Below are 18,745 nucleotides of genomic sequence, written 5' to 3'. Positions count from 1 at the left end.
AACCCTACCCGCGCGCCCTTTCCTAAGGGCGGCGCAGGCAGGAAACGCTCAGGCCGTGGCGGCCAGCGTCAGGGTGACGCAAAGGCCGCCGCCGTCGCGGTTGCTGACTCGCAGCGAGCCGCCAATGGCCACGGCCAATTGCTGAGCAATGGCCAAGCCCAGGCCGGTGCCGCCGGTGCTGCGGTTGCGTGAGCTTTCGACGCGGTAGAACGGCTTGGTGACGTCGGCCAACGCCTCGTCAGGAATGCCGGGGCCCCGGTCGAGCACGCTGATCGATAGGCCGGTCTGCTCGGTGCCAGCAATTTCCAGCTCAGCCGTGCCGGCGTACTTGAGGGCGTTGTCCACCAGGTTCGCCAGAATGCGCCGCAGGGCATGGGGGCGCGTTTCAACAACGGCGCCGTTTTTGCCGCTCAGGCTGACGTCGTGACCGGTGTCTTGGTAGTCGAACACCAGGCTGTCGAGGAACGAATCGAGGTTGATGCGGCAGCTGTTTTCCGAGGCGCCATGCACGCTGCGCGCATAGGCGACGCCCTCGCGCACCAGGTGCTCGATTTCGTTGAGGTCGCTGTCGAGTTTGTCTTTTTCGGCCGAGTCGGCCATGAACTCGGCGCGCAGTTTCATGCGCGTGATGGGCGTTTGCAGGTCGTGGGAAATCGCCGCCAGCAGTTGCATGCGTTCCTTTAAGTAGTCAGCGATGCGCGCCTGCATGGTGTTGAAGGCACGGGCAGCGTGCGCCACTTCGCGGGGGCCGTTTTCATCCAGCGGCACGGGGTGGGCGTTGGGGTCGAGGTTTTCCACCGCCTCGGCCAGACGACTGAGCGGGCGGGTGGCAATGCCCACCGCCAACCCGGTGCAGATAATCATCAGAACCAGCTGGCCAAACAATACAACCGGCAACCACGGCGCCAGCGGTCGAACGGTGGGCCGCACATCAATGGTGACGGGGCTGCCATCGGCCAGTTGCAGTTGGGCTTGGAAGTGTTCGCGCGGGCCGGGAATCTGCACGATGGTCAGGTCATAGTCGCGCCCCAGCGAGGCTTCGAGTGACTGCGCGACAGTGGCCGCCAGGTCGTCTGAGGTCAGCGGTATGCCGGCGTCGTGCTCGCGCAGCAGGTAATCGTAATTGCGACGCTGCAGGCGTTTGGTCCAGGCCGGACGCTCGGCGGCGGGCACGCGGTTGAGAATGGCGATGGAGGTGGCGGTGTCGTGTTCGAAGTTGCCGAGCATGGCGTCTTTGGTGCTTTGGTAGCGCTCGTAATATTGCGCGCCGAAGGTCAGCGCCTGAGCCAATACCAAGCCGATCAGGAAAATCAGCCACAAGCGCGAGGCCAATGTGTGCGGCCAGTGCAGCACTCGCCTCATACCTGCTCCTCAAGCAACTCCACGGGGAAGGTGAACACATAGCCTTCGCTGCGCACCGTCTTTATATAAGCCGGTTCGCGGGCGTCATCGAGCAAGCGCTGGCGCAGGCGGCTGACCAACAGGTCGATGGAGCGGTCAAACAGATCGGCTTCGCGGCCCTGGGTCAGGTTGAGCAGTTGGTCGCGGCTGAGCACGCGCTGCGGGTGATCGAGGAACACGCGCAACAAGCGGTATTCAGCGCCGCTGAGGGCGACCAAGGTGTCGTTGTCGTCGAGCAGATGGCGGGCCGTGGTGTCCAGGCGCCAGCGGCCAAAGCGCAGCAGCCGACCGCTTTCGGTCACCACCAGATTGGGCGGCAACATGCGCGTGCGCCGCAGCACGGCGTTGATGCGCGCCAGCAGTTCACGGGCGGCGAAGGGTTTGGTCAGGTAGTCGTCGGCGCCCATTTCCAGGCCGATGATGCGGTCGGTTTCATCGGTGCGCGCGGTGAGCATCAGCACCGGCGTGGCCTTGTGTTTGCCCACCCGCAATTCGCGGCACAGCTGCAAGCCGTCGTCGCCCGGCAGCATGATGTCGAGCACGATCAGGTCGACCTGGTTGGCATCCAGAAACGCGCGCATCTGGCGGCCGTCGGCAACCACGGTGGTGCGCAAGCCGTTCTTTTGCAGGTAGTTGCCGACCAGCTCCCTGATTTCACGATCATCATCCACGATCAATACGTGATCGGTGTGTGCCATTCCTTGTTCTCCGAAGTATGCGCATGGGGTGAAGTGCCGGCTGCTGCGGGCGTGCTCAGTCTATCTACCGAACCGCGCACGTGGACGCCAGCAAAAACGGTGGCGATTGTATCGCTGTGTATCTCAGCCGACCTCAGACACGTAATGAATTTAACGGGCGGGTTTCTCGACACAGGCGAGATACCTCACCGGCATTCAATGAGCCCCATCGAGCGCACACATCCGGCCTCGACAAACCACATCGAACTCATTGACTGCAAAGGACACCACCATGAACTTCAAAGCCCTTTCCGCCGCCTGCCTGCTGACCGTTCTGAGCGCCGGCGCCCTCCCCGCCTTGGCCCAGGGCGTAAGTGCCGCCAGCCACGTTGCCAGCGAAACCTACACCTACGGCACCCAGCTGGACATCGACCGCGTGCTGTCCGTCAGCGAAGAAAGCAGCCACTCCTGCGGCGTAGTCAGCGCGCAGATGGTTTACCTCGATTCCATGGGCGACAAGCGCGCGCTGACGTACAGCAAGCTCGCCGACGCTTGCAACAGCGGCAACTAATCGCCGCTCGCGCCCCTTCAGGCTTGGTCTTTTAACTCAGAGGTAGCGCCATGCTGCTTATCGCATTCCTGGGCGGGATGCTCACCGTCCTCAGCCCCTGCATTCTTCCGGTTGTGCCGCTGCTGTTTGCCGGCATCAGCCATTCACGCCGCTCTATCGCCTTGGTGTTAACGGGCATGGCGCTGACCTTCGCCCTGGTCTCAAGCCTGGCGGTGGTCAGCAGTGAATGGGTGGCGCAAGCCAACGTCGCCGGGCGCCAGGTGGCGTTGGTAATTCTCGGCGTATTCGCCCTGTCGCTGATTTCTGCCCGGCTAGGCAGCTGGCTGGCCACGCCCTTTGTGGCGTTGGCCAACCGGCTCGGTTCCGGCGGCAATGGCGGACCGTTTGCAGCGCTGACAGTCGGCGTTACCACCGGCCTGCTGTGGGCGCCGTGCGCGGGGCCGATTCTGGGCGCGATTCTGTCCAGCGCCATGCTGCAAGGCGCCAACACGCACACCAGTTTGCTGCTGTTGGCCTACGGCGCCGGCAGTGCCTGTTCGCTCGGTGTGCTGCTGGTAGCCGGACGCGGCTTGGTCACGCGGCTAAAACCGCTGCTGCCGATTACTTCGTGGCTGCGACGCGCCACCGGTGTGGCGGCGTTGCTGGCCACGGTCGCGATTGCCACCGGCGCCGACCGTTACCTCTATGAACAGGCGTCGTCGCAACGCAGCACAGCAATCGAACAGAGCGTGCTGGAGAACGCGCCGAAGCTCATCGACTACGTCATCAGCAAAGCCAATGCCGTCTCGCTGATGCCGGCGGACGCCAGCCAGCCGATGCCGTCGCTAAACGGCGCCGTGCAGTGGCTGAACGCCGAGCCGCTTACTACCGAGTCGCTGCGCGGCAAGGTGGTGCTGGTCGACTTCTGGACCTTCGACTGCATCAACTGCAAACGCAGCCTGCCCTACGTGAATCAGTGGGCGAAGAAATACAAAGACCAAGGCCTGGTGGTCATCGGCGTGCACACACCTGAATACGCCTTTGAAAAAATCATCAGCAATGTGCAGCGCGAAGTACAAAAACGCGACATCGCCTACCCGGTGGCCATCGACAACAACTACGCGATCTGGCGCGCCTTCGATAATCAGTACTGGCCCGCCCATTACTTCATCGACGTCAAAGGCCAGGTGCGCTTCAGTCACTTCGGCGAAGGCCGCTACGAGCAGCAGGAGCAGGTGATTCAGCAATTGCTGGAGGAAGCCCGCGCAAGCAATGCGCCGTGATAGAACACACTTTTTGATGTCGGACACAATCAAAACCATTGACAGCTTAGATTACGAACAACATCATTAACCGCATGTGCCGCTGACCGTCAGGTTCAGCGGCTTTTTCTCATCACAACGGGAACGGCGAAATGAGTCAGCCAACGATGCTGCACAACCAGCAGAAATCGGCCTGGACGCAAGCGCTCGATCTCAGAGAAAACTGATAACGCCTCCCCGCGTGCCGACCCGCATTCCACTTACCCGTCCAGAGAGCAGTAGTCACCATGAAGGCGTTCACCATTGATCGTTACGGCAAGAAAGAGCCCGGCCGCCTCGCCGACATGCCCGAGCCTGAAGTACGCGACGATGACGTACTGATTGAGGTGCACGCCGCCGGCGTTAACCCGCTGGACGGCAAGATCAAAAGTGGCGAATTCAAGTTGATTCTCCCCTACCGTCTGCCGCTGATTCTGGGCAATGACGTGGCCGGCAAAGTGCTGCGCGTCGGCGCCAAGGTGAAGCATTTCAAGCCGGGCGACGAGGTGTACGCACGCCCCGACGATGACCGCATCGGCACCTTCGCCGAGCGCATTGCCGTGAAGGCTTCGTCTGTGGCGCACACGCCTAAAAGCCTGCGCATGATCGAAGCCGCTGCCATGCCGCTGGTGGGGCTGACTGCCTGGCAAGTGCTGGTCGAGACCGCGAAGTTGAAGAAGGGCCAGAAAGTATTTATCCAAGCCGGCTCCGGTGGCGTCGGCTCGGTCGCCATTCAACTTGCCAAGCACCTGGGCGCGTTTGTGGCGACCACCACCAGTACCGCCAACGTCGCCTCGGCTAAGGCTTTGGGCGCGGACCTGGTGATTGACTACAAAACCCAAGACTTCGCCACCGTGCTGCACGACTACGACGTGGTGCTCAACAGCCTCGGCAACGACGAGCTGCACAAGTCGCTACAGATCCTCAAACCCGGCGGCCACCTGATCTCCATTTCCGGCCCGCCCACGCCAGCATTCGCCGCCGCACGCGGGCTGGCCTGGCCGTTGAAGCAGGTGCTGCGGTTGATCAGTTCCGGCATCCGGCGCAAGGCGAAAAAGCGCGGCGTTGCCTACAGCTTTGTGTTTATGCGTGCCGATGGCGGGCAGTTGCGTGAGCTGGCGACGCTTGTAGACAGCGGCGTTATCAGGCCCACGATCGACAGCGTGTTTGCCTTTGCCGATACGCAAAAAGCCCTGGCCTATTCGGACAGCGGCCGCGTTAAGGGCAAGGTCGTGGTTCAGGTCATTTAGCGCGGCGGGTCGCGGATTACCGAGGCCCATCAGTGGAGAAGCATATGAATACAACCGCTACCCTCGGCACGCGCGCATTGGTCACTGGCGCGTCCAGCGGCATTGGCGCGGCCATCGCGCAAGCGCTCGCTAAACGGGGCATCAACCTGGTGCTCACGGCCCGACGCCGCGACGCACTGGAGGCAGTGGCCGCCACTTGTACTGGCGTCAACGTCGAGATCATTACCGCCGACCTCGGCCAGCCCGATGCGGCTCAAGCGTTGTGGCGCGCCGCCACAGTGAACGGCCCGGTAGACATCCTGATCAACAATGCGGGGTTCGGTTACTTCCGCCGCTTCGACGAGGTCGACTGGGCGCGCGATGCGGAGCTGATGCAACTGAACATGACCTCGCTGGTGGCGTTGGCGCGCTGCTTCGTCGATGCTCACAGCGGCAACAAGGCGCCGGCGCACATGGTCAATATCGCCTCCACAGGCGCCTATCAATCGGTGCCGAATATGGCGCTGTACGCTGCCTCGAAAGCGTTCGTGCGCAACTTCAGCGAAGCCCTGCATGACGAACACCGGGGTACGTCGCTGTCGGTGACGTGCATCTGTCCCGGCGGCACCGAAACCGCGTTTCATGCCAGCTCAGGCGGAGGCGATTATTCGTGGATCGCCAACGCCTCGACCAAGAGCGCCGACTTCGTGGCCCACGCCGCCATCGAGGCGATGCTCGACGGTAAGCGCACCGTGGTGCCGGGGTTGTTCAATAAGCTGACGTGCTTGGGCGTGCGCTTGTTGTCCCGCCCGGCAGCCTCGTGGGTGGCCACGCGGGTGCTGGGCAAGCCACGTTTGGCATTGCCAGCGCGCGCATAAAAAAGGACGGATTTAGTTCACGACGCCAAACGCAGCGCCGCGGAATAAATCCGCCCTGGTGGTTTTCGCCTCAGGGGCGAATGCCCAACCCGGCAGACAAGTCCGTACCCGCCTCATCCTTCGCAGGCGCAGTGTTCTTGGCGTCGTCGGCCTTGCCTTTCATTGCCTGGGCAACCGGCTTGGCCTGCTCTTTCGCTGCCTCGTACACCTGCTCACCCTTGGCCTTCACCGAGGCCAGGGTTTTGTCGCTGGCTTTACCGAACAACTGGTCTTCGCGCTTGCTGGTGGGCAACGCGGCGCCGATGGCAGCGCCCAAGGCGATGCCGATGGCGGCGAGCACCAAGGGCTGCTCTTTCATCACATGATTGAGCTGACCTTTGAGCTGACTGGCCTGGGCGTTGAGCTGGTCACCCATGTGGTGGACGTTGTCGTTGAAGGCAGTGGAAGACTCGTTCAGCGAGTCGCCGGTGCGGTGCAGCGAGTCGCTGGCGCGGTCGCGCATGTGCTGCCCTTTCGCCTTGGCCGAATCTGCGGCGCTGCGCAGGCCATCACCGGCAGACGACAACGCACCGGTCACGCTGTGAAAGGCGTCGCCCATTTTCTCGCCCAAACCGGGACCGGAATGCGCCGGGCCCGGGTTGAACGGCTTGTTCTGATTCATCGCCAGCCAGGCTAAGCCGAGGCCGGTCAAGGTGGTGGGCACGGGGTTGTTTTTAAGCGTGGTGCCCAGGTTCTGAAAGAACTCGCCGCCATTGCCTTTGGTGTACGCCAGCGCCTGATCGATCAGTTGGCCGGGCGTGAAGCGACTTTCCAGTGAGTCGACAATGTTGTTGATGCTGCGGCGTTTGGCGTCGATTTCCTGTTCTAGGACTTCCGGGCTTTTGTGCGATTCGTTTTGAAATGAAGTGCTCATGGGACTTTCCTCTTCAAAGCGTCCTTGTCTTGCTGCACGGCATGCAGCGTTCGCTCAGGCGTGAAGTGCGATGGCTCGAATTGTTTTTTGCCGGACTGCACCATGACAAAACCGATCACCAATGTGACCACTCCGACAATCAGTGCGGCGAGCCACAACTGCATCATGGTGCCCAGGCCGTACACCGCCGCCATCAGCAGGATGATCAATCCGGCAAGCAGCACCATGGCGCCGCCCGCAACCGCCGCGACGCCGGCTTTGAGCGTGGTCAGGCTGTGCTGTAACTCCGCCTTGGCCAGGGCAATTTCCTTGGTGAACAGCTCCGGCACTTCGCGGCTAAGTTGACGCAACAAAGCGCCGATGGAGGCGTTGTCGTTGGCGGCAGGTCGCGCGTTTGATGACGCGGTATCAAACGGATCAGTGTTCATTTCAAATACCTCGCACATCGCTATCGAGCAGTGAACCGGACCCCGAGCCAGCGGCTAGCCCCGCCTCACCATTGGTAAACGCGGACGACGAGGTTGTCGTCCCGGCAGGCGTAGCGGTCGGCACGCTGCTGAACGAGGTAGCCGAGGCCGAGGGCCAATTGTCTGTCTGCGCTTCGCTGCCATGCTCGGCACTGGCGCGCAGGAAACGTGACAGGCCGAAACCAATCGCCACGCTGCCCGCTACGAACAGCGCGGGGTTATCGCGGGCCAAACGCGCGCCTTCGTGAAGCAGGTCTTCGGCGCTCTTGTCACGCACACGATCGGCGAATGCGCCCAGGCCGTCAGCGAGTTGCCCGAGGTAGCTGGAAATGCCTAAGGCGTCTTTTCCTTCAAGGGCAGAGGCTGCTGAATGCGCGCCCTCGGCCAGCGAGTCGATCTGCTCGGTCGCGCGCTCACGCAGCTGCTCGAACTGCGCCTCACCTTGACCGGCTGCATCGTTCAACGTCGCGCCGGCGGCATCAGCAAGACCCTTAATGTGATGTTGCGTCGAGTCGTTCGGTGCACCTGCACCCGACCCCTGCTGTGGTTGTCCCGATATGCTCATTTTTCGTTCCCCATCGTTTGAAACGCTGGGCAGACTGCACGGCTTGCCGAGCGCATTGGTTTCACTACAGGCATAGGGAAGGACGTGGTTTTTTTGCCGGAAGCTCAGAACATTTGATAGGCGAAGAAGTGCGAAATAGAGCGGCCCGCTTCGCTTAAGCGAACCGGCGAAGGAGTACAAATAGGCGCAAAAACAGCCCCCAACACGCAAAGAACTTTACCCCTATATTCGTTTACCCATATATTCGCCATCCCGCATTTACCCGGTCTGGCGACGCCATGAATCCCACCCTCTTATTCAAATGCCTGGCAGACGAAACCCGCCTTCGCGCCACGCTATTGGTTGTCAGCGAAGGTGAGCTTTGCGTGTGCGAACTGATGCATGCGCTGGGAGAAAGCCAGCCCAAAGTGTCACGCCACCTGGCGCAATTGCGCGCCAGCGGCCTGCTGCTCGACCGCCGCCAAGGCTTGTGGATTTACTACCGCGTTAATCCTGAGGTGCCCGCCTGGGTTCAGGCCGTGCTGCGCGAAGCGTTGCTGGCCAACACCGATTGGCTGTACGAAAACACCTCGCGACTTCAGCACATGGGCGATCGCCCCGTCCGCGCGGCCTGCTGCTAACACCCTTCCAATCCGGAGACGCCATCGTGAAAGTGCTGTTTATGTGCACGGCCAATAGCTGCCGAAGCATTCTGTCCGAAGCCATGTTCAACCACCTGGCCCCGGCCGGGTTCGAAGCCGTCAGCGCCGGGAGTTTCCCCAAAGGCCAGGTGCTGCCGCGCACCTTGGTGACGCTTGAAGAAGCCGGCATCTCAACCGTCGGACTTTCAAGCAAAGGCAACGACGCCTTCGAAACCAGCGTGCCCGACGTGGTGATCACTGTGTGTGACAAAGCCGCCGGCGAAGCCTGCCCGGTGTACTTCGGCCCCGCACTGAAAGCGCATTGGGGGCTGGATGATCCGTCCGATGTGAAAGGCGACGAAGCGGTTATCAGCGCTGCGTTTAGCGCCACCCTGGCAACCATTGGAAAGCGCTGCCGGGCGTTTCAAGCGTTGCCATTCGAACACTTGAGCCGCGATGAATTGCAGCGCGAGCTTGATCGCATCGGCAACCTTTAGTCCGGAGACAACCGTGAGCCACGACCTTCCCAATCTGAACGACACGCTCCTTGCGCCCATCGACACTACTGCCTCGCGCCCACGCATTCTGCTGCTGTACGGTTCGACCCGGCCGCGTTCCTTCAGCCGTCTTTTGGTGGAAGAAGCGGCACGACTGCTCGAACACCTGGGCGCCGAAACACGCATCTTCAACCCCAGCGGCTTGCCCCTGCCGGATGACGTCCCTACGGAGCATCCCAAAGTGCGCGAGCTGCTCGACCTCATGGTCTGGTCGCAGGGCCAGGTGTGGTGCTCGCCCGAGCGCCACGGCGCGCTGTCCGCCGTGTTCAAAGCACAAATTGACTGGGTGCCATTAGCCCTGGGCGCAGTGCGACCCACTCAAGGCAAAACCCTGGCTGTGATGCAGGTGTGCGGCGGTTCGCAATCGTTCAACGTGGTCAACCAGTTGCGCGTCCTCGGCCGTTGGATGCGCATGTTCACCGTCCCTAACCAATCGTCGGTACCGAAGGCGTTCCTGGAATTCGATGAACACGACCGCATGAAGCCGTCGGCGTATTACGACCGCGTCGTCGACGTGATGGAAGAACTGATGAAATTCACCCTGCTACTGCGCGACCGCCCTGACTTGGTCGACCGCTATTCAGAGCGCAATGAGTCGGCACACGCGCTGTCAGCGAGGGTGAATCAGCGGGAAATTTAGGTGAGCGCACGCGCAACGTCGCCACCGACAGCGATTAAAACCCCGCCCTGCCAATAGACGCACCGCCATCCACGAACAGCGTCTGGCCGGTAATAAAGCCGCTGTGTTCGGACAGCAGAAAGGCAATGGCTGCGGCAATTTCTTCGGGCTTGCCGAGACGCCCCATGGGCACGCCGGCCAGGTAGCGCGCTTCACCGCTGCTGCCCGCCGGGTTGCTGGCTCGGAACAGCTCCGTTTCCGTTGGCCCTGGCGCAACGGCGTTGACGGTGATGCCAGTGGTTGCCAATTCCAGCGCCCAGGTGCGGGTGAAACTCACCATGGCCGCTTTGGCGGCGGCATAAGCGGTGCGCTCGGCAACGCCCAATACCGTGAGGCTGGAAATGTTGATCACGCGACCCCAGCCGCGCTCGCGCATTCCCGGAAGCAGGGCCTGTGTGGCTTGCAGCGCAGCGTGCAGATTGAGCCTCATCACCGCATCGAAATCGTCCAGCTCGACCCTGCCCAATGCTTGCGGGCGCACCAGGCCGACGTTGTTTACCACGCCGTCGAAGCGGTATTGCCGGGCTAATGCATCGAGTGTGTGCTGGGTCTGTTCGCGGTCGCCCAGGTCGAGCGGCAGCAGAACGCCGGGGAAATCGGCATCGCCAGCCTGGCGAGCAATACCGACAACAGTGTGCCCAGCGTCTGCCAAGGTGTGCGCCAGCGCGCGGCCGATGCCCTTGCTGGCACCGGTAATCAAAAACGTACGGTTGCTCATGAAAAACCCGCCTGTTGGACGATTTAAAAAGGGCGTGCATTCACGCCCTGCGGCGCACCTGCGTTACTTCAAGCGCTCAAGCAGCGCCTTGCCAACGTCTACCGCCGAGGCCGGGTTTTGTCCGGTGATCAACTCGCGGTCGGTGACCACATGCGCCGTCCAGTTGCTGGTGTTGCTGCTGTACGCACCGCCCGCTGTTTCCAGTGCCGTTTGCGGGTAGAACTTCATTTCGCCGCCGTTGAGCAGCGCCTTGGCGGCCTGCTCTTCGTTGTTGCTGATGACGGTCATCTTGTAGCCCGCGTAAATCCAGTCGGCGCTGGCGCTCGCCGGTTTCGCCGTCTGCAATTGCGCGGTAAAGCGCTCGGCGTCGGGCAGTGTCGACAGCAACGCAATCGGGCCATGGCATACCAGCGCGGTGGTTTTTTTGTGGGTATGGAAGTCGGTCAGCAAGCGACCCAGGGCACGGCTATGCAGCAGGTCTTGCATGGGCGCATGGCCGCCCGGAATGTACACGGCGTCGAACTGCTCGTAGCCGATCTGTTCGACCCGCGCGAGGCTGATAACCGGCGAGTGCTCGGGTTGGGTCAGTTGCAGTTGGTCAAGCAGGTGTCGGTAGGTTTCAAGCGTGGCCGCGTCGTTGTTGAAATACATTTTATCGACGGAGCTTTTGTCTACGGTCGGCGCCTTGCCGTTCGGGGTCGCGAAGGTGACGTGGTGGCCGGCGTCCAGGAGCATCTTCACCGGCTGCAGGGCCTCGTTCAGGTAGAAGCCGGTGGCGAACACCTTGCCGTCTTTCAGGTCCAGGCTGGCTGAGTCGGAGAGCACCACGAGTACGTTCGCGGCGTGGGCGGTCAGGCTGCTGCCGACCAAGGCGGTGGCCAGGGCGATGCGGGTCAGTCGTTTCATGTCGAGTCCAGAAATACGCAGGTGATCGGGCGTCACCTCTTGGCTAGACACTGTATTGATGCGTTAAATGACGATAAACGCCCTCAGCCGCAAATCATTTGGCCCCAGGAAGCAATAATGCCCCGTAAATTCGATCACTTGGGTGATGTGGAAGCCTTTATCCGCGTGGTAGAGCAAGGCACCGTCAGCGCCGCCGCCGTTGCCTTGGGCACTACGCCCTCGGTGCTCAGCCGGGCCTTGGCCAGGCTTGAAGCGCGCCTGGGTGTGCAGTTGCTGCGACGCACCACCCGCCGGCTAAGCCTGACCGACGCCGGCAGCCTGTACCTGGAACAAACGCGCCAAGCGTTCACCCAGATTGAGCAGGTGGAGCACACCATTCGTGGCCAGGACGGCGAGCTAAGCGGCCGCGTGCGCATGAGCGTGCCGACCACCTACGGGCACTACCGCCTGCCGCCGCTGCTTAGCGCTTTTGCCCGCCACTACCCTGCCGTGCAGGTGGAACTGAGCATCACCAATCGCAACGTCGACCTCGTGGCCGAGGGCTACGACCTGGCCATTCGCCTGGGCCAGCTGCCCGACAGCGGCCTGGTGGGTCGCACCCTGGAAGCGGCGCGCTTGGCGCTGGTCGCCTCGCCCGACTACCTGGCGCGAGCGGGCCAGCCTGCGACGCTGGAAGCGCTGAGCGAGCACGTGTGTTTGCCCTTCATCATGCCCAGCAGCGGCAAGGTCGCGCCCTGGCTGTTTCGGGTTGAGGGTCAGGACGTGGACTGGATACCGCACGCCAACGTGGTGGTCTCGGACGATGTACTCGGCGTGGTTTCCCTGGCGCAAAGCGGTATGGGCATTTGCCAAACGTACGACTTCATCAGCCGCGAGCGCGTGCAGCGCGGCGAACTGGTGGAGATTCTGCAGCCACTGAGCGGGCGCAGCCGGCCCTTCTCCATCATCTACGCACCACACCGACAGCTGTCATCGGCGGCCCGGGCGTTGATTGATTTTATGGCCGGCAATCCCCGTGTAGCGAGCGGCGACTAACGTTCGCGCACAGGGCAGCAGCGTTTATTCGCGATGTGGCAATTGACCTTCAACCGATGGCGGCCACCAGCATGATCTCCACGTCGATGCCGGGTCGAGCCAAGGTCGCTTGTACGGTGGCCCTTGCGGGTGCGCTGCCTTCGGGCAGCCAGGCCTGCCACACCTGGTTCATGCCGGCAAAGTGGCGGCTGATATCGCTGACCCAAATCTGCGCGCTCAGCAGGCGGCGGGTGTCGCTGCCCGCGGCGGCCAGCAGGGCGTCAATTTTGTTCAGCACTTCCTGAGTCTGTTGTTCGATGGGTGCGCCGAGGCTATCCGGTACCTGACCGGAGAGGTAAACCAAGCCGCCATGAACCACGGCGCCGGAGAGCCGTTCGGTGGTGGAAAAACGTTGAATATCGGGCATAAAAAAGTCCTTCAAAAAGTGGGTTTCACGCCAACAGTTGCGCCAACCGTTGGGCGCTACCAAACGCCAAGGTCATGCCGAGGGCGCCCTGTCCCGAGTTAAGCAGCAGATTTTCGAATCCATACGCGCCAATGATCGGCCGTCCGGTTGGCGTCGCCGGGCGCCAGCCCATCCAGGCGTGGTTTTCGCTCGGCACTGTGCCCGCCCCGAACAGCGCGACGGCGGCATTGTGCAGTTCGGCAATGCGCCCGGCAGGAATACTGCGGTCATAGCCACAGAGTTCCACCATGCCGGCCACGCGCAGGCGTTCGCCCAGCCGGGCAAACACGGTTTTTCGCCGCAGGTCAGTGATGCTGACGCGCGGCGCCTGGCCCACCGCATTTACCGGCACGGTGATGCTGTAGCCCTTGAGTGGGTAGACCGCTGGCTTGAGCCCCAAGGTGCTCAGCAAGGGCGCGCTGAGGGCGCCTGCGGCGACCACGAATTGGTCCGCTTCCACTGTTTTTTCCTGGCCATCGGCGTCAGTGACCTGAACGGCATGAATCCGCTTGGCCTGGCTGATAAAACGCTCGGCGCGATGCTGGTACAGCAGGGTGGCGCCGTCGGCACGCAGCCTACGGTCGAGGGCGTGGCAGAGTTTCAAACCGTCGATGGCGCACTCGCTTTCGGTGTACACCGCGCCATGAAACGAGGCGGCGTAGCCGCGCAATGCCGGCTCAAGCTCCAGGGCCTGAGCCACTGTCACCACGCGCTGCCGGCTGCCATGTCGGGCCTGAAAGTCCACTTGGCGCTTGCCGCCTTCCAGGCTCGGTGCATCCGGGTACAACACCAGTTTTCCGCTGGCGGCGAAGTCGCAATCCAACTGCTCGTGGTGGCGAAATTGCTCAAAGGCCAGCCGGCTTTCTTCGGCCAATTGCAGCAGTTGCAGGGTGGTTTGCTGCGATTGCGCGGTGCGACACGCGGCCAGAAATGCCAGGCACCAGCGCCACTGCGCAACGTGCAGTTGCGGCACCCACTTCAGCGGGCTATCGCGCGCCAGCAGCAGCTTGGGAATAGCGGCGATCACCGACGGGTCCGCGAGCGGCTGCACGTAGCTGTAGCTCAGTTGCGCGCCGTTGGCGGCACTGGCGCCAAGCCCTGGCCCTGCTTCGCGTTCAATTACTGTCACGTGGTGGCCGTGCTGCCGCAAAAAATAGGCGCTGGTCTGGCCGATGATGCCGCCGCCAATGACGCAAATGTGCATCAGGCCACCTCCTGCGTGGGCGACTGCCAGCCCGGCGGCACCCGGGTATGCCAGTCGGTGTGCTGTTGAAACGCCATGCCCGCGCCCAACACCCGCGCTTCGGTAAATGCCGGGCCGACCAATTGCATCGATACCGGCATGCCCCGCTCATCAAAGCCGACGGGCAAAGCCACCGAGCACAGGTCCAGTAGATTGGCGAAGCGTCCTAGCAGCGCCAATGGCGTGCCGTATTCGTCGACTTCGGCCACGGGCAAACTGCCGATGGCGTTGGTGGGAAATGCGCAAATATCCACCCGCCGCATCGCCTCGGCCATGGCCTGACGGGCAGCGAGGCGACGGCGCTGCAGGCTGATGTAGGTGGCCGCATCAATCGCCTTGCCGCCGAGGATGCGGCGCTGCACATGGGGGTCAAAGCTCAGGTCGTCACGTTCGAACAGCGCGCCCAGATTGGCATAGCCCTCGGCGCTCATCAGCCCGCCGGCAATTTGCATGCATTCATTCAAAGACACCGGCAACGGCTGCTCAACCAACTGCATGCCCAGGCGCTCCAACACGCCCAACGATCGGTCGTAGGCGGCCAGCACTCCCCGTGCAATCTGGTTGCGCTCGGCGCGCGGCAACACCCAGACCCGCAAGCCCCGCATGTCGTCGTGCAGCTGCGCGCTGGAAAGGAAGGTGGGGGCATGGGCTGAGACCGGGTCCAGCGGATCGGGGCCAAGCATGGCATCGAGCATCCAGGCCGCGTCTTCGACGGTGCGGGTGATCGGGCCGACGGTGTCCAGCGACGGGCACAACTCGATCAAGCCATGGCGGCTGATCAAACCGCGGGTAGTTTTCAACCCCACCAGGCCGCACATGCCTGCCGGAATTCGGACCGAGCCGCCGGTGTCGGTGCCCAGCGCTGCGCAGGCCAGGCCAGCGGCCACTGCCACCGCCGAGCCGCTGCTCGAGCCGCCTGGGGCGCGGTGCTCGGTTTTATCCCAGGGGTTCCAGGGCGTGCCCATTACGGCGTTGGTGCCCCACCCGCCAAACGCAAATTCCACGGTGTGGGTTTTGCCCAGCAGGATGGCGCCGTGGCGTTGCAGCCGCTGCACGGCGGTGGCGGTGTGGCTGGAAATACGCGCCGGCTGGGCCTTGGAGCCGCCGGTCAGCGGCTGGCCGGCAATGTCGAACAGGTCTTTGATGGCCACGGGAATGCCATGCAACGGCCCCAGGCTGATGCCGACGTCGCGCTGCTGGTCTGCTGCCCGCGCCGCGCTGAGGGCACGCTCGGCGTACACGTCGATATAGGCATTGAGTTGGCCATCAAAGCGGTCGATGCGCGCCAGGTAATGCGCGACCAACTGCTCGCTGCGCAACGCCCCTTCGGCCATCAGGCGACTGAGCTCAGCCATGCTGGCAAAGCTTGGAATAGCGAAATGGGTCATGGAACCTCTCAAAACAATCGGCAGTAAAAAGTGCTTAGAGGGCGCGGCGGCCGCGGGCAAAACGGCGTTCGAAAACCCGGGCCAGCATCGACAGCGGGAACGCAATGGCGAAGTAGCACAGCCCCACCAGCAGGAAGATGTGCAGCGGCAGAAACGATTCGGAAGCAATCGCCCGTGCCGCCAACATCAGCTCATCGGTGGCAATTAATGCGCACAGAGAGCTGTCTTTGAGCAGCGAGGCGTAGGTGTTGAGAAGCGGCGGCAGCACGATGCGCACCGCTTGCGGCAGCGTCACGCGGGTGAACGCTTGCAACGGCGTCAGGCCAACGGCCAGGGCGGCTTCGCGTTGCCCTCGGTGCAATGACTGCAACCCGCCGCGTAGCACTTCGGCTACATACGCCGAGCCCTGCAAGCCAAGGCCCAGCACCCCGGCGGCAAACGCTGAAAGCGTGAGGCCGAACGCCGGCAGGGCGAAGTACAGCAACAGCAGCAAGGCCAGAAGCGGCACCGCACGCATGCTCTGGATAAACCCACCGGCACCGCGCTGTAACCACCGCCGTGGCTGACGCGTGGCCCAGGTCAGTAGCAGGCCGAGCGCCAACGCCAAGGTGAAACTGACCAGCGACAGCTGCGCGGTGATCTTCGCCCCTTCGGCCAAACGCGGGCCCCAATCACTCCAGTAGGTTGGGTACTGGGAAAAGAACTCGATCATCGGCTCACCCCCAACTTGCGTTCCAGGCCGGCGAAGCCGTAGCCGATGGGCAAGATCATGGCGGCGTACAGCACGATCACGGCTAGGTAGATCAGGGTGGTTTCAAAGGTCGAGGTCACCAGATTGCGCGCCAGGAACATGATTTCCGGCACGGCGATGGCCGAAGCAATGGACGTGTCTTTAAGCAACTGACTGACGTAATTGGCGTACGACGGCAGCGCCATACGCCAGGCTTGCGGCAGCAGAATATGGACCAGCACCTGACGCGGCGACAGGCCCACCGTGAGCCCTGCTTCGCGCTGGCCCAGGTGCAACGCCTTGAGGGCGCTGCGAAATACATCGGTCAAAATGGCGCTGCCCACCAAGCCTAAACCGATGATCGCGGCCAACCACGGCGGCAAGTTAAGCCCTAAATACGACAGCCCGAAGTAGATCAAAAACAGGTGCGCCAGCGCCGGCACATTGCGCATCCACTCCACAAACAGGTTGATTGGCGCTCGCGCCCGCAGGCCACCAAAGGTGTGGGCCACGGCCAGCAACGCACCGCCCAACGTGGCCAGTAGCAGGGAGCCGACGCCGATCAACAGCGCCGACAAGGCGCCGCGCAGCAACACCGGTAATAAGCCAAAAAAGGTGTGAAGGGTCTCCATGGTTCAGGCCCCCGCCGCCATTTTGCCGAGGAACGCCTGGGTTCGCGGATGCTCGGGTTGGTCGATCAGGCGCACCGCCGGCCCTTGCTCGACGATGTGCCCGTCGGCCATAAAAATGACCCGATCCGCCACGTCGCGAGCGAAGCGCACTTCGTGGGTGACCAGAATCATGCTGCGTCCCTCCTCCGCCAACTCGCGGATGACCGCCAGCACTTCGCCGACCAGTTCAGGGTCCAGTGCCGAGGTGGGCTCGTCGAACAAAATCACCTTGGGCTGCTGGGCCAATGCGCGGGCAATTGCTACGCGCTGCTGCTGACCGCCGGACAAATGTTCAGGGTACGCATCAGCCTTGTGGCGCAGGTGCACCTTGTCGAGCATGGCATCGGCCAGCTCATAGGCGACCTTGCGCGACAGGCCCTGAGCCACCATCGGCCCAAGCGCCACGTTGTCGCGCACGCTCAGGTGCGGCCACAGGTAAAACAGCTGAAACACCATGGCCATCTCGCGCCGCTGCGGTGCCAGCTCGCGGTCACTCATTGCGCGCAGCCCGGCCCCTTTGCGCAGTTGGCCGACCAACGCCTGGCCCAACCAGATTTCGCCGCTAGTGGGCTGTTCCAGGTAATTGATGCAGCGCAGGCAGGTGGATTTTCCCGACCCACTGGGCCCCAGCAGCGACAAGGTTTCACCGGCCTTGAGCTCCAGGCTGATGCCCTTGAGGACCTCCAGGTTGCCGTAGGATTTGTGCAGCTCGTGCACGCGCAGCAACACCGCGCTGTCAGGGGTTTTCATTGTTATTTCCCGGCAAGCGAATAAACAGAGAAGTGGTAGCCCCGTGAGGGCTACCGCCATGCCTCGAGGGCTGTTTGGGTTATTTGCAGCCCGGCAGCTGCCAGGCCACCGCACGGTCCAGGCCAGGGCGCGGCGTGCCGCCTTGCGGCACATACCAAACGTCCTGCGTGAGGCCGTAACGCTCGCCGATCTTGCGCATCTCGCAGCTTTGCCAAAGGCTGGCGATCTGCTGATTGAACTGCTCGGCGAGTTCGGCGTTGTCTTTGCTGAAGCCGAACACCACCTGCCCCAAACCGGTGAGCAAGGGGTACTTGGGGTTGTCATCGGTAAAGGCGTTAAAACGCAGGTGCCATTGAGGGTTACGCGAGATGGCGAACTGCATGACGGGTGGGTCGCCAATCACTGCATCAATGCGCCCCGCCAACAGGTCGCGCACTGCGGCGTCCGAGGTGTCGTACAGGGCAACTTTCACGCCCGGCAACTTGCGCAACTCTGGAATAAAGGAAAACCCGGTGATGGTGCCCACGCGTTTGTCGGTGAGATCGTCGAGCGTTTTCCAGTCGGTTTTTTCGGTTTGCGTAATGCCGTTTTTGAAGTACTGGATCGGGTCGCTGAGGGTCATCAGCTTGGAGCGCTGTTCGGTCCAGCCCATGGTGCCGGCCATTACGTCGACGCGCTTGGTTTGCACCGAGGCAATGGTGCCTGACCATTCCATCAATGCCGGCTTCACTTTCAACCCGAGCTTGCCGGCGATCAGTTGAAGAATTTCTCCGTCGTAGCCGATCATCTGACCGTCCTGATAACCTGTGCCCGGCATGTCGCCACTGAAGGCAATCGTCAGTGCGCCTGGCTCGACGGTCTGTGCCGCTGCTGTAACCGGTAGCAACACGACAGACGTCAGCAACGCTGCGCCCATGACCCACCACCGATACGGTTTTGCTGCGTTCATATTCTGCGTCCCCTGAGGCTGTTGTTAGGTGCGTGGCGAGTGCTTGGCCCGCGTTGCCACTGTAGAGCGCAGG

General features: G+C 62.4%; 22 protein-coding genes. 8 read left to right on the top strand and 14 right to left on the bottom strand.

The window, feature by feature from the left end; translation table 11 throughout:
- Positions 1-48: 48 nt before the first annotated feature.
- Together ACZZ0Q_RS07840 and ACZZ0Q_RS07835 are read right to left on the bottom strand one after the other, a co-directional pair.
- Positions 49-1,362: a sensor histidine kinase gene (locus ACZZ0Q_RS07840; protein WP_463539456.1), complete on the bottom strand. Its 1,314-nt coding sequence runs from the start codon at positions 1,360-1,362 to the stop codon at positions 49-51.
- Positions 1,359-2,099, bottom strand: coding sequence for a response regulator (locus ACZZ0Q_RS07835; RefSeq protein WP_122493599.1), 741 nt, complete (start codon positions 2,097-2,099; stop codon positions 1,359-1,361). The genes ACZZ0Q_RS07840 and ACZZ0Q_RS07835 overlap by 4 nt, the downstream gene beginning before the upstream one ends.
- A gap of 271 nt (positions 2,100-2,370) precedes the next feature.
- Here ACZZ0Q_RS07835 and ACZZ0Q_RS07830 point away from each other — a divergent pair, with 271 nt between their 5' ends.
- The 4 genes from ACZZ0Q_RS07830 (at position 2,371) to ACZZ0Q_RS07815 (ending at position 6,036) form a co-directional block, all read left to right on the top strand.
- Positions 2,371-2,649 (top strand): DUF2790 domain-containing protein, encoded by a 279-nt coding sequence (locus ACZZ0Q_RS07830; RefSeq protein ID WP_463539457.1) that lies wholly within the window; start codon positions 2,371-2,373, stop codon positions 2,647-2,649.
- Between the two features lie 50 nt (positions 2,650-2,699).
- A complete protein-coding gene (locus tag ACZZ0Q_RS07825; protein ID WP_463539458.1) occupies positions 2,700-3,911 on the top strand; it encodes a cytochrome c biogenesis protein DipZ in 1,212 nt (403 codons plus the stop codon).
- A gap of 266 nt (positions 3,912-4,177) precedes the next feature.
- The gene (locus tag ACZZ0Q_RS07820) at positions 4,178-5,179 is read left to right on the top strand and encodes an NADP-dependent oxidoreductase (RefSeq protein ID WP_463539459.1); all 1,002 of its coding nucleotides are present in this window, start codon (positions 4,178-4,180) and stop codon (positions 5,177-5,179) included.
- Positions 5,180-5,223: 44 nt separating this feature from the next.
- Entirely contained in the window at positions 5,224-6,036 is an 813-nt protein-coding gene (locus ACZZ0Q_RS07815) for an SDR family NAD(P)-dependent oxidoreductase (RefSeq protein ID WP_463539460.1), read from the top strand.
- 70 nt (positions 6,037-6,106) lie between these two features.
- Here ACZZ0Q_RS07815 and ACZZ0Q_RS07810 read toward each other — a convergent pair whose 3' ends face one another.
- Genes ACZZ0Q_RS07810 through ACZZ0Q_RS07800 form a run of 3 tightly spaced genes read right to left on the bottom strand, consistent with a single transcriptional unit; the run spans position 6,107 to position 8,161 of the window.
- Positions 6,107-6,949 carry a DUF3618 domain-containing protein gene (locus ACZZ0Q_RS07810; RefSeq protein WP_463539461.1) on the bottom strand — a complete coding sequence of 281 codons (843 nt, stop codon included), beginning with the start codon at positions 6,947-6,949 and terminating at the stop codon, positions 6,107-6,109.
- Positions 6,946-7,377, bottom strand: a complete 432-nt coding sequence (locus tag ACZZ0Q_RS07805; RefSeq protein ID WP_463539462.1) for a phage holin family protein — start codon at positions 7,375-7,377, stop codon at positions 6,946-6,948. The genes ACZZ0Q_RS07810 and ACZZ0Q_RS07805 overlap by 4 nt, the downstream gene beginning before the upstream one ends.
- 1 nt (position 7,378) lies before the next feature.
- Entirely contained in the window at positions 7,379-8,161 is a 783-nt protein-coding gene (locus tag ACZZ0Q_RS07800; protein WP_463539463.1) for a hypothetical protein, read from the bottom strand.
- Between the two features lie 98 nt (positions 8,162-8,259).
- On the opposite strand from ACZZ0Q_RS07800, the gene ACZZ0Q_RS07795 reads away from it, so the two are divergent.
- The 3 genes from ACZZ0Q_RS07795 to arsH are packed head-to-tail and all read left to right on the top strand — an operon-like array spanning position 8,260 to position 9,798.
- Complete coding sequence (locus tag ACZZ0Q_RS07795) at positions 8,260-8,601, top strand: metalloregulator ArsR/SmtB family transcription factor (RefSeq protein WP_463539464.1); 342 nt, start codon at positions 8,260-8,262, stop codon at positions 8,599-8,601.
- 26 nt (positions 8,602-8,627) lie between these two features.
- A complete protein-coding gene (locus ACZZ0Q_RS07790; protein ID WP_463539465.1) occupies positions 8,628-9,098 on the top strand; it encodes an arsenate reductase ArsC in 471 nt (156 codons plus the stop codon).
- A 13-nt stretch (positions 9,099-9,111) separates the two neighbouring features.
- Positions 9,112-9,798: an arsenical resistance protein ArsH gene (arsH, locus tag ACZZ0Q_RS07785; RefSeq protein ID WP_463539466.1), complete on the top strand. Its 687-nt coding sequence runs from the start codon at positions 9,112-9,114 to the stop codon at positions 9,796-9,798.
- Between the two features lie 34 nt (positions 9,799-9,832).
- On the opposite strand, the gene ACZZ0Q_RS07780 is transcribed toward arsH, so the two are convergent.
- Together ACZZ0Q_RS07780 and ACZZ0Q_RS07775 are read right to left on the bottom strand one after the other, a co-directional pair.
- Positions 9,833-10,555, bottom strand: coding sequence for an SDR family oxidoreductase (locus tag ACZZ0Q_RS07780; protein ID WP_463539467.1), 723 nt, complete (start codon positions 10,553-10,555; stop codon positions 9,833-9,835).
- Positions 10,556-10,618: 63 nt separating this feature from the next.
- Positions 10,619-11,461: a type 1 glutamine amidotransferase domain-containing protein gene (locus ACZZ0Q_RS07775; protein ID WP_463539468.1), complete on the bottom strand. Its 843-nt coding sequence runs from the start codon at positions 11,459-11,461 to the stop codon at positions 10,619-10,621.
- A 117-nt stretch (positions 11,462-11,578) separates the two neighbouring features.
- Here ACZZ0Q_RS07775 and ACZZ0Q_RS07770 point away from each other — a divergent pair, with 117 nt between their 5' ends.
- On the top strand, positions 11,579-12,496 hold the full coding sequence (locus tag ACZZ0Q_RS07770) for a LysR family transcriptional regulator (protein WP_463539469.1): 918 nt from the start codon (positions 11,579-11,581) through the stop codon (positions 12,494-12,496).
- A 49-nt stretch (positions 12,497-12,545) separates the two neighbouring features.
- Here the strand turns inward: ACZZ0Q_RS07770 and ACZZ0Q_RS07765 are convergent, their stop codons facing one another.
- From ACZZ0Q_RS07765 to ACZZ0Q_RS07735, 7 genes are all read right to left on the bottom strand, one after another.
- Complete coding sequence (locus ACZZ0Q_RS07765; protein ID WP_463539470.1) at positions 12,546-12,902, bottom strand: RidA family protein; 357 nt, start codon at positions 12,900-12,902, stop codon at positions 12,546-12,548.
- Positions 12,903-12,927: 25 nt separating this feature from the next.
- Positions 12,928-14,145, bottom strand: a complete 1,218-nt coding sequence (locus ACZZ0Q_RS07760) for a D-amino acid dehydrogenase (protein ID WP_463560434.1) — start codon at positions 14,143-14,145, stop codon at positions 12,928-12,930.
- On the bottom strand, positions 14,145-15,572 hold the full coding sequence (locus ACZZ0Q_RS07755) for an amidase (protein WP_463539473.1): 1,428 nt from the start codon (positions 15,570-15,572) through the stop codon (positions 14,145-14,147). The genes ACZZ0Q_RS07760 and ACZZ0Q_RS07755 overlap by 1 nt, the downstream gene beginning before the upstream one ends.
- Positions 15,573-15,606: 34 nt before the next feature.
- Positions 15,607-16,284: an amino acid ABC transporter permease gene (locus ACZZ0Q_RS07750; protein WP_463539474.1), complete on the bottom strand. Its 678-nt coding sequence runs from the start codon at positions 16,282-16,284 to the stop codon at positions 15,607-15,609.
- Positions 16,281-16,934, bottom strand: a complete 654-nt coding sequence (locus tag ACZZ0Q_RS07745; protein ID WP_463539475.1) for an amino acid ABC transporter permease — start codon at positions 16,932-16,934, stop codon at positions 16,281-16,283. The genes ACZZ0Q_RS07750 and ACZZ0Q_RS07745 overlap by 4 nt, the downstream gene beginning before the upstream one ends.
- A 3-nt stretch (positions 16,935-16,937) precedes the next feature.
- Complete coding sequence (locus ACZZ0Q_RS07740; protein WP_463539476.1) at positions 16,938-17,723, bottom strand: amino acid ABC transporter ATP-binding protein; 786 nt, start codon at positions 17,721-17,723, stop codon at positions 16,938-16,940.
- 79 nt (positions 17,724-17,802) lie between these two features.
- The gene (locus ACZZ0Q_RS07735; RefSeq protein WP_463539477.1) at positions 17,803-18,672 is read right to left on the bottom strand and encodes a substrate-binding periplasmic protein; all 870 of its coding nucleotides are present in this window, start codon (positions 18,670-18,672) and stop codon (positions 17,803-17,805) included.
- Positions 18,673-18,745 lie beyond the last annotated feature (73 nt).

Source organism: Pseudomonas sp. AC070 (assembly GCF_979258635.1).
Note: the sequence above shows the minus strand (reverse complement) of the source record. Positions and strands in the feature narration are given on the sequence as shown.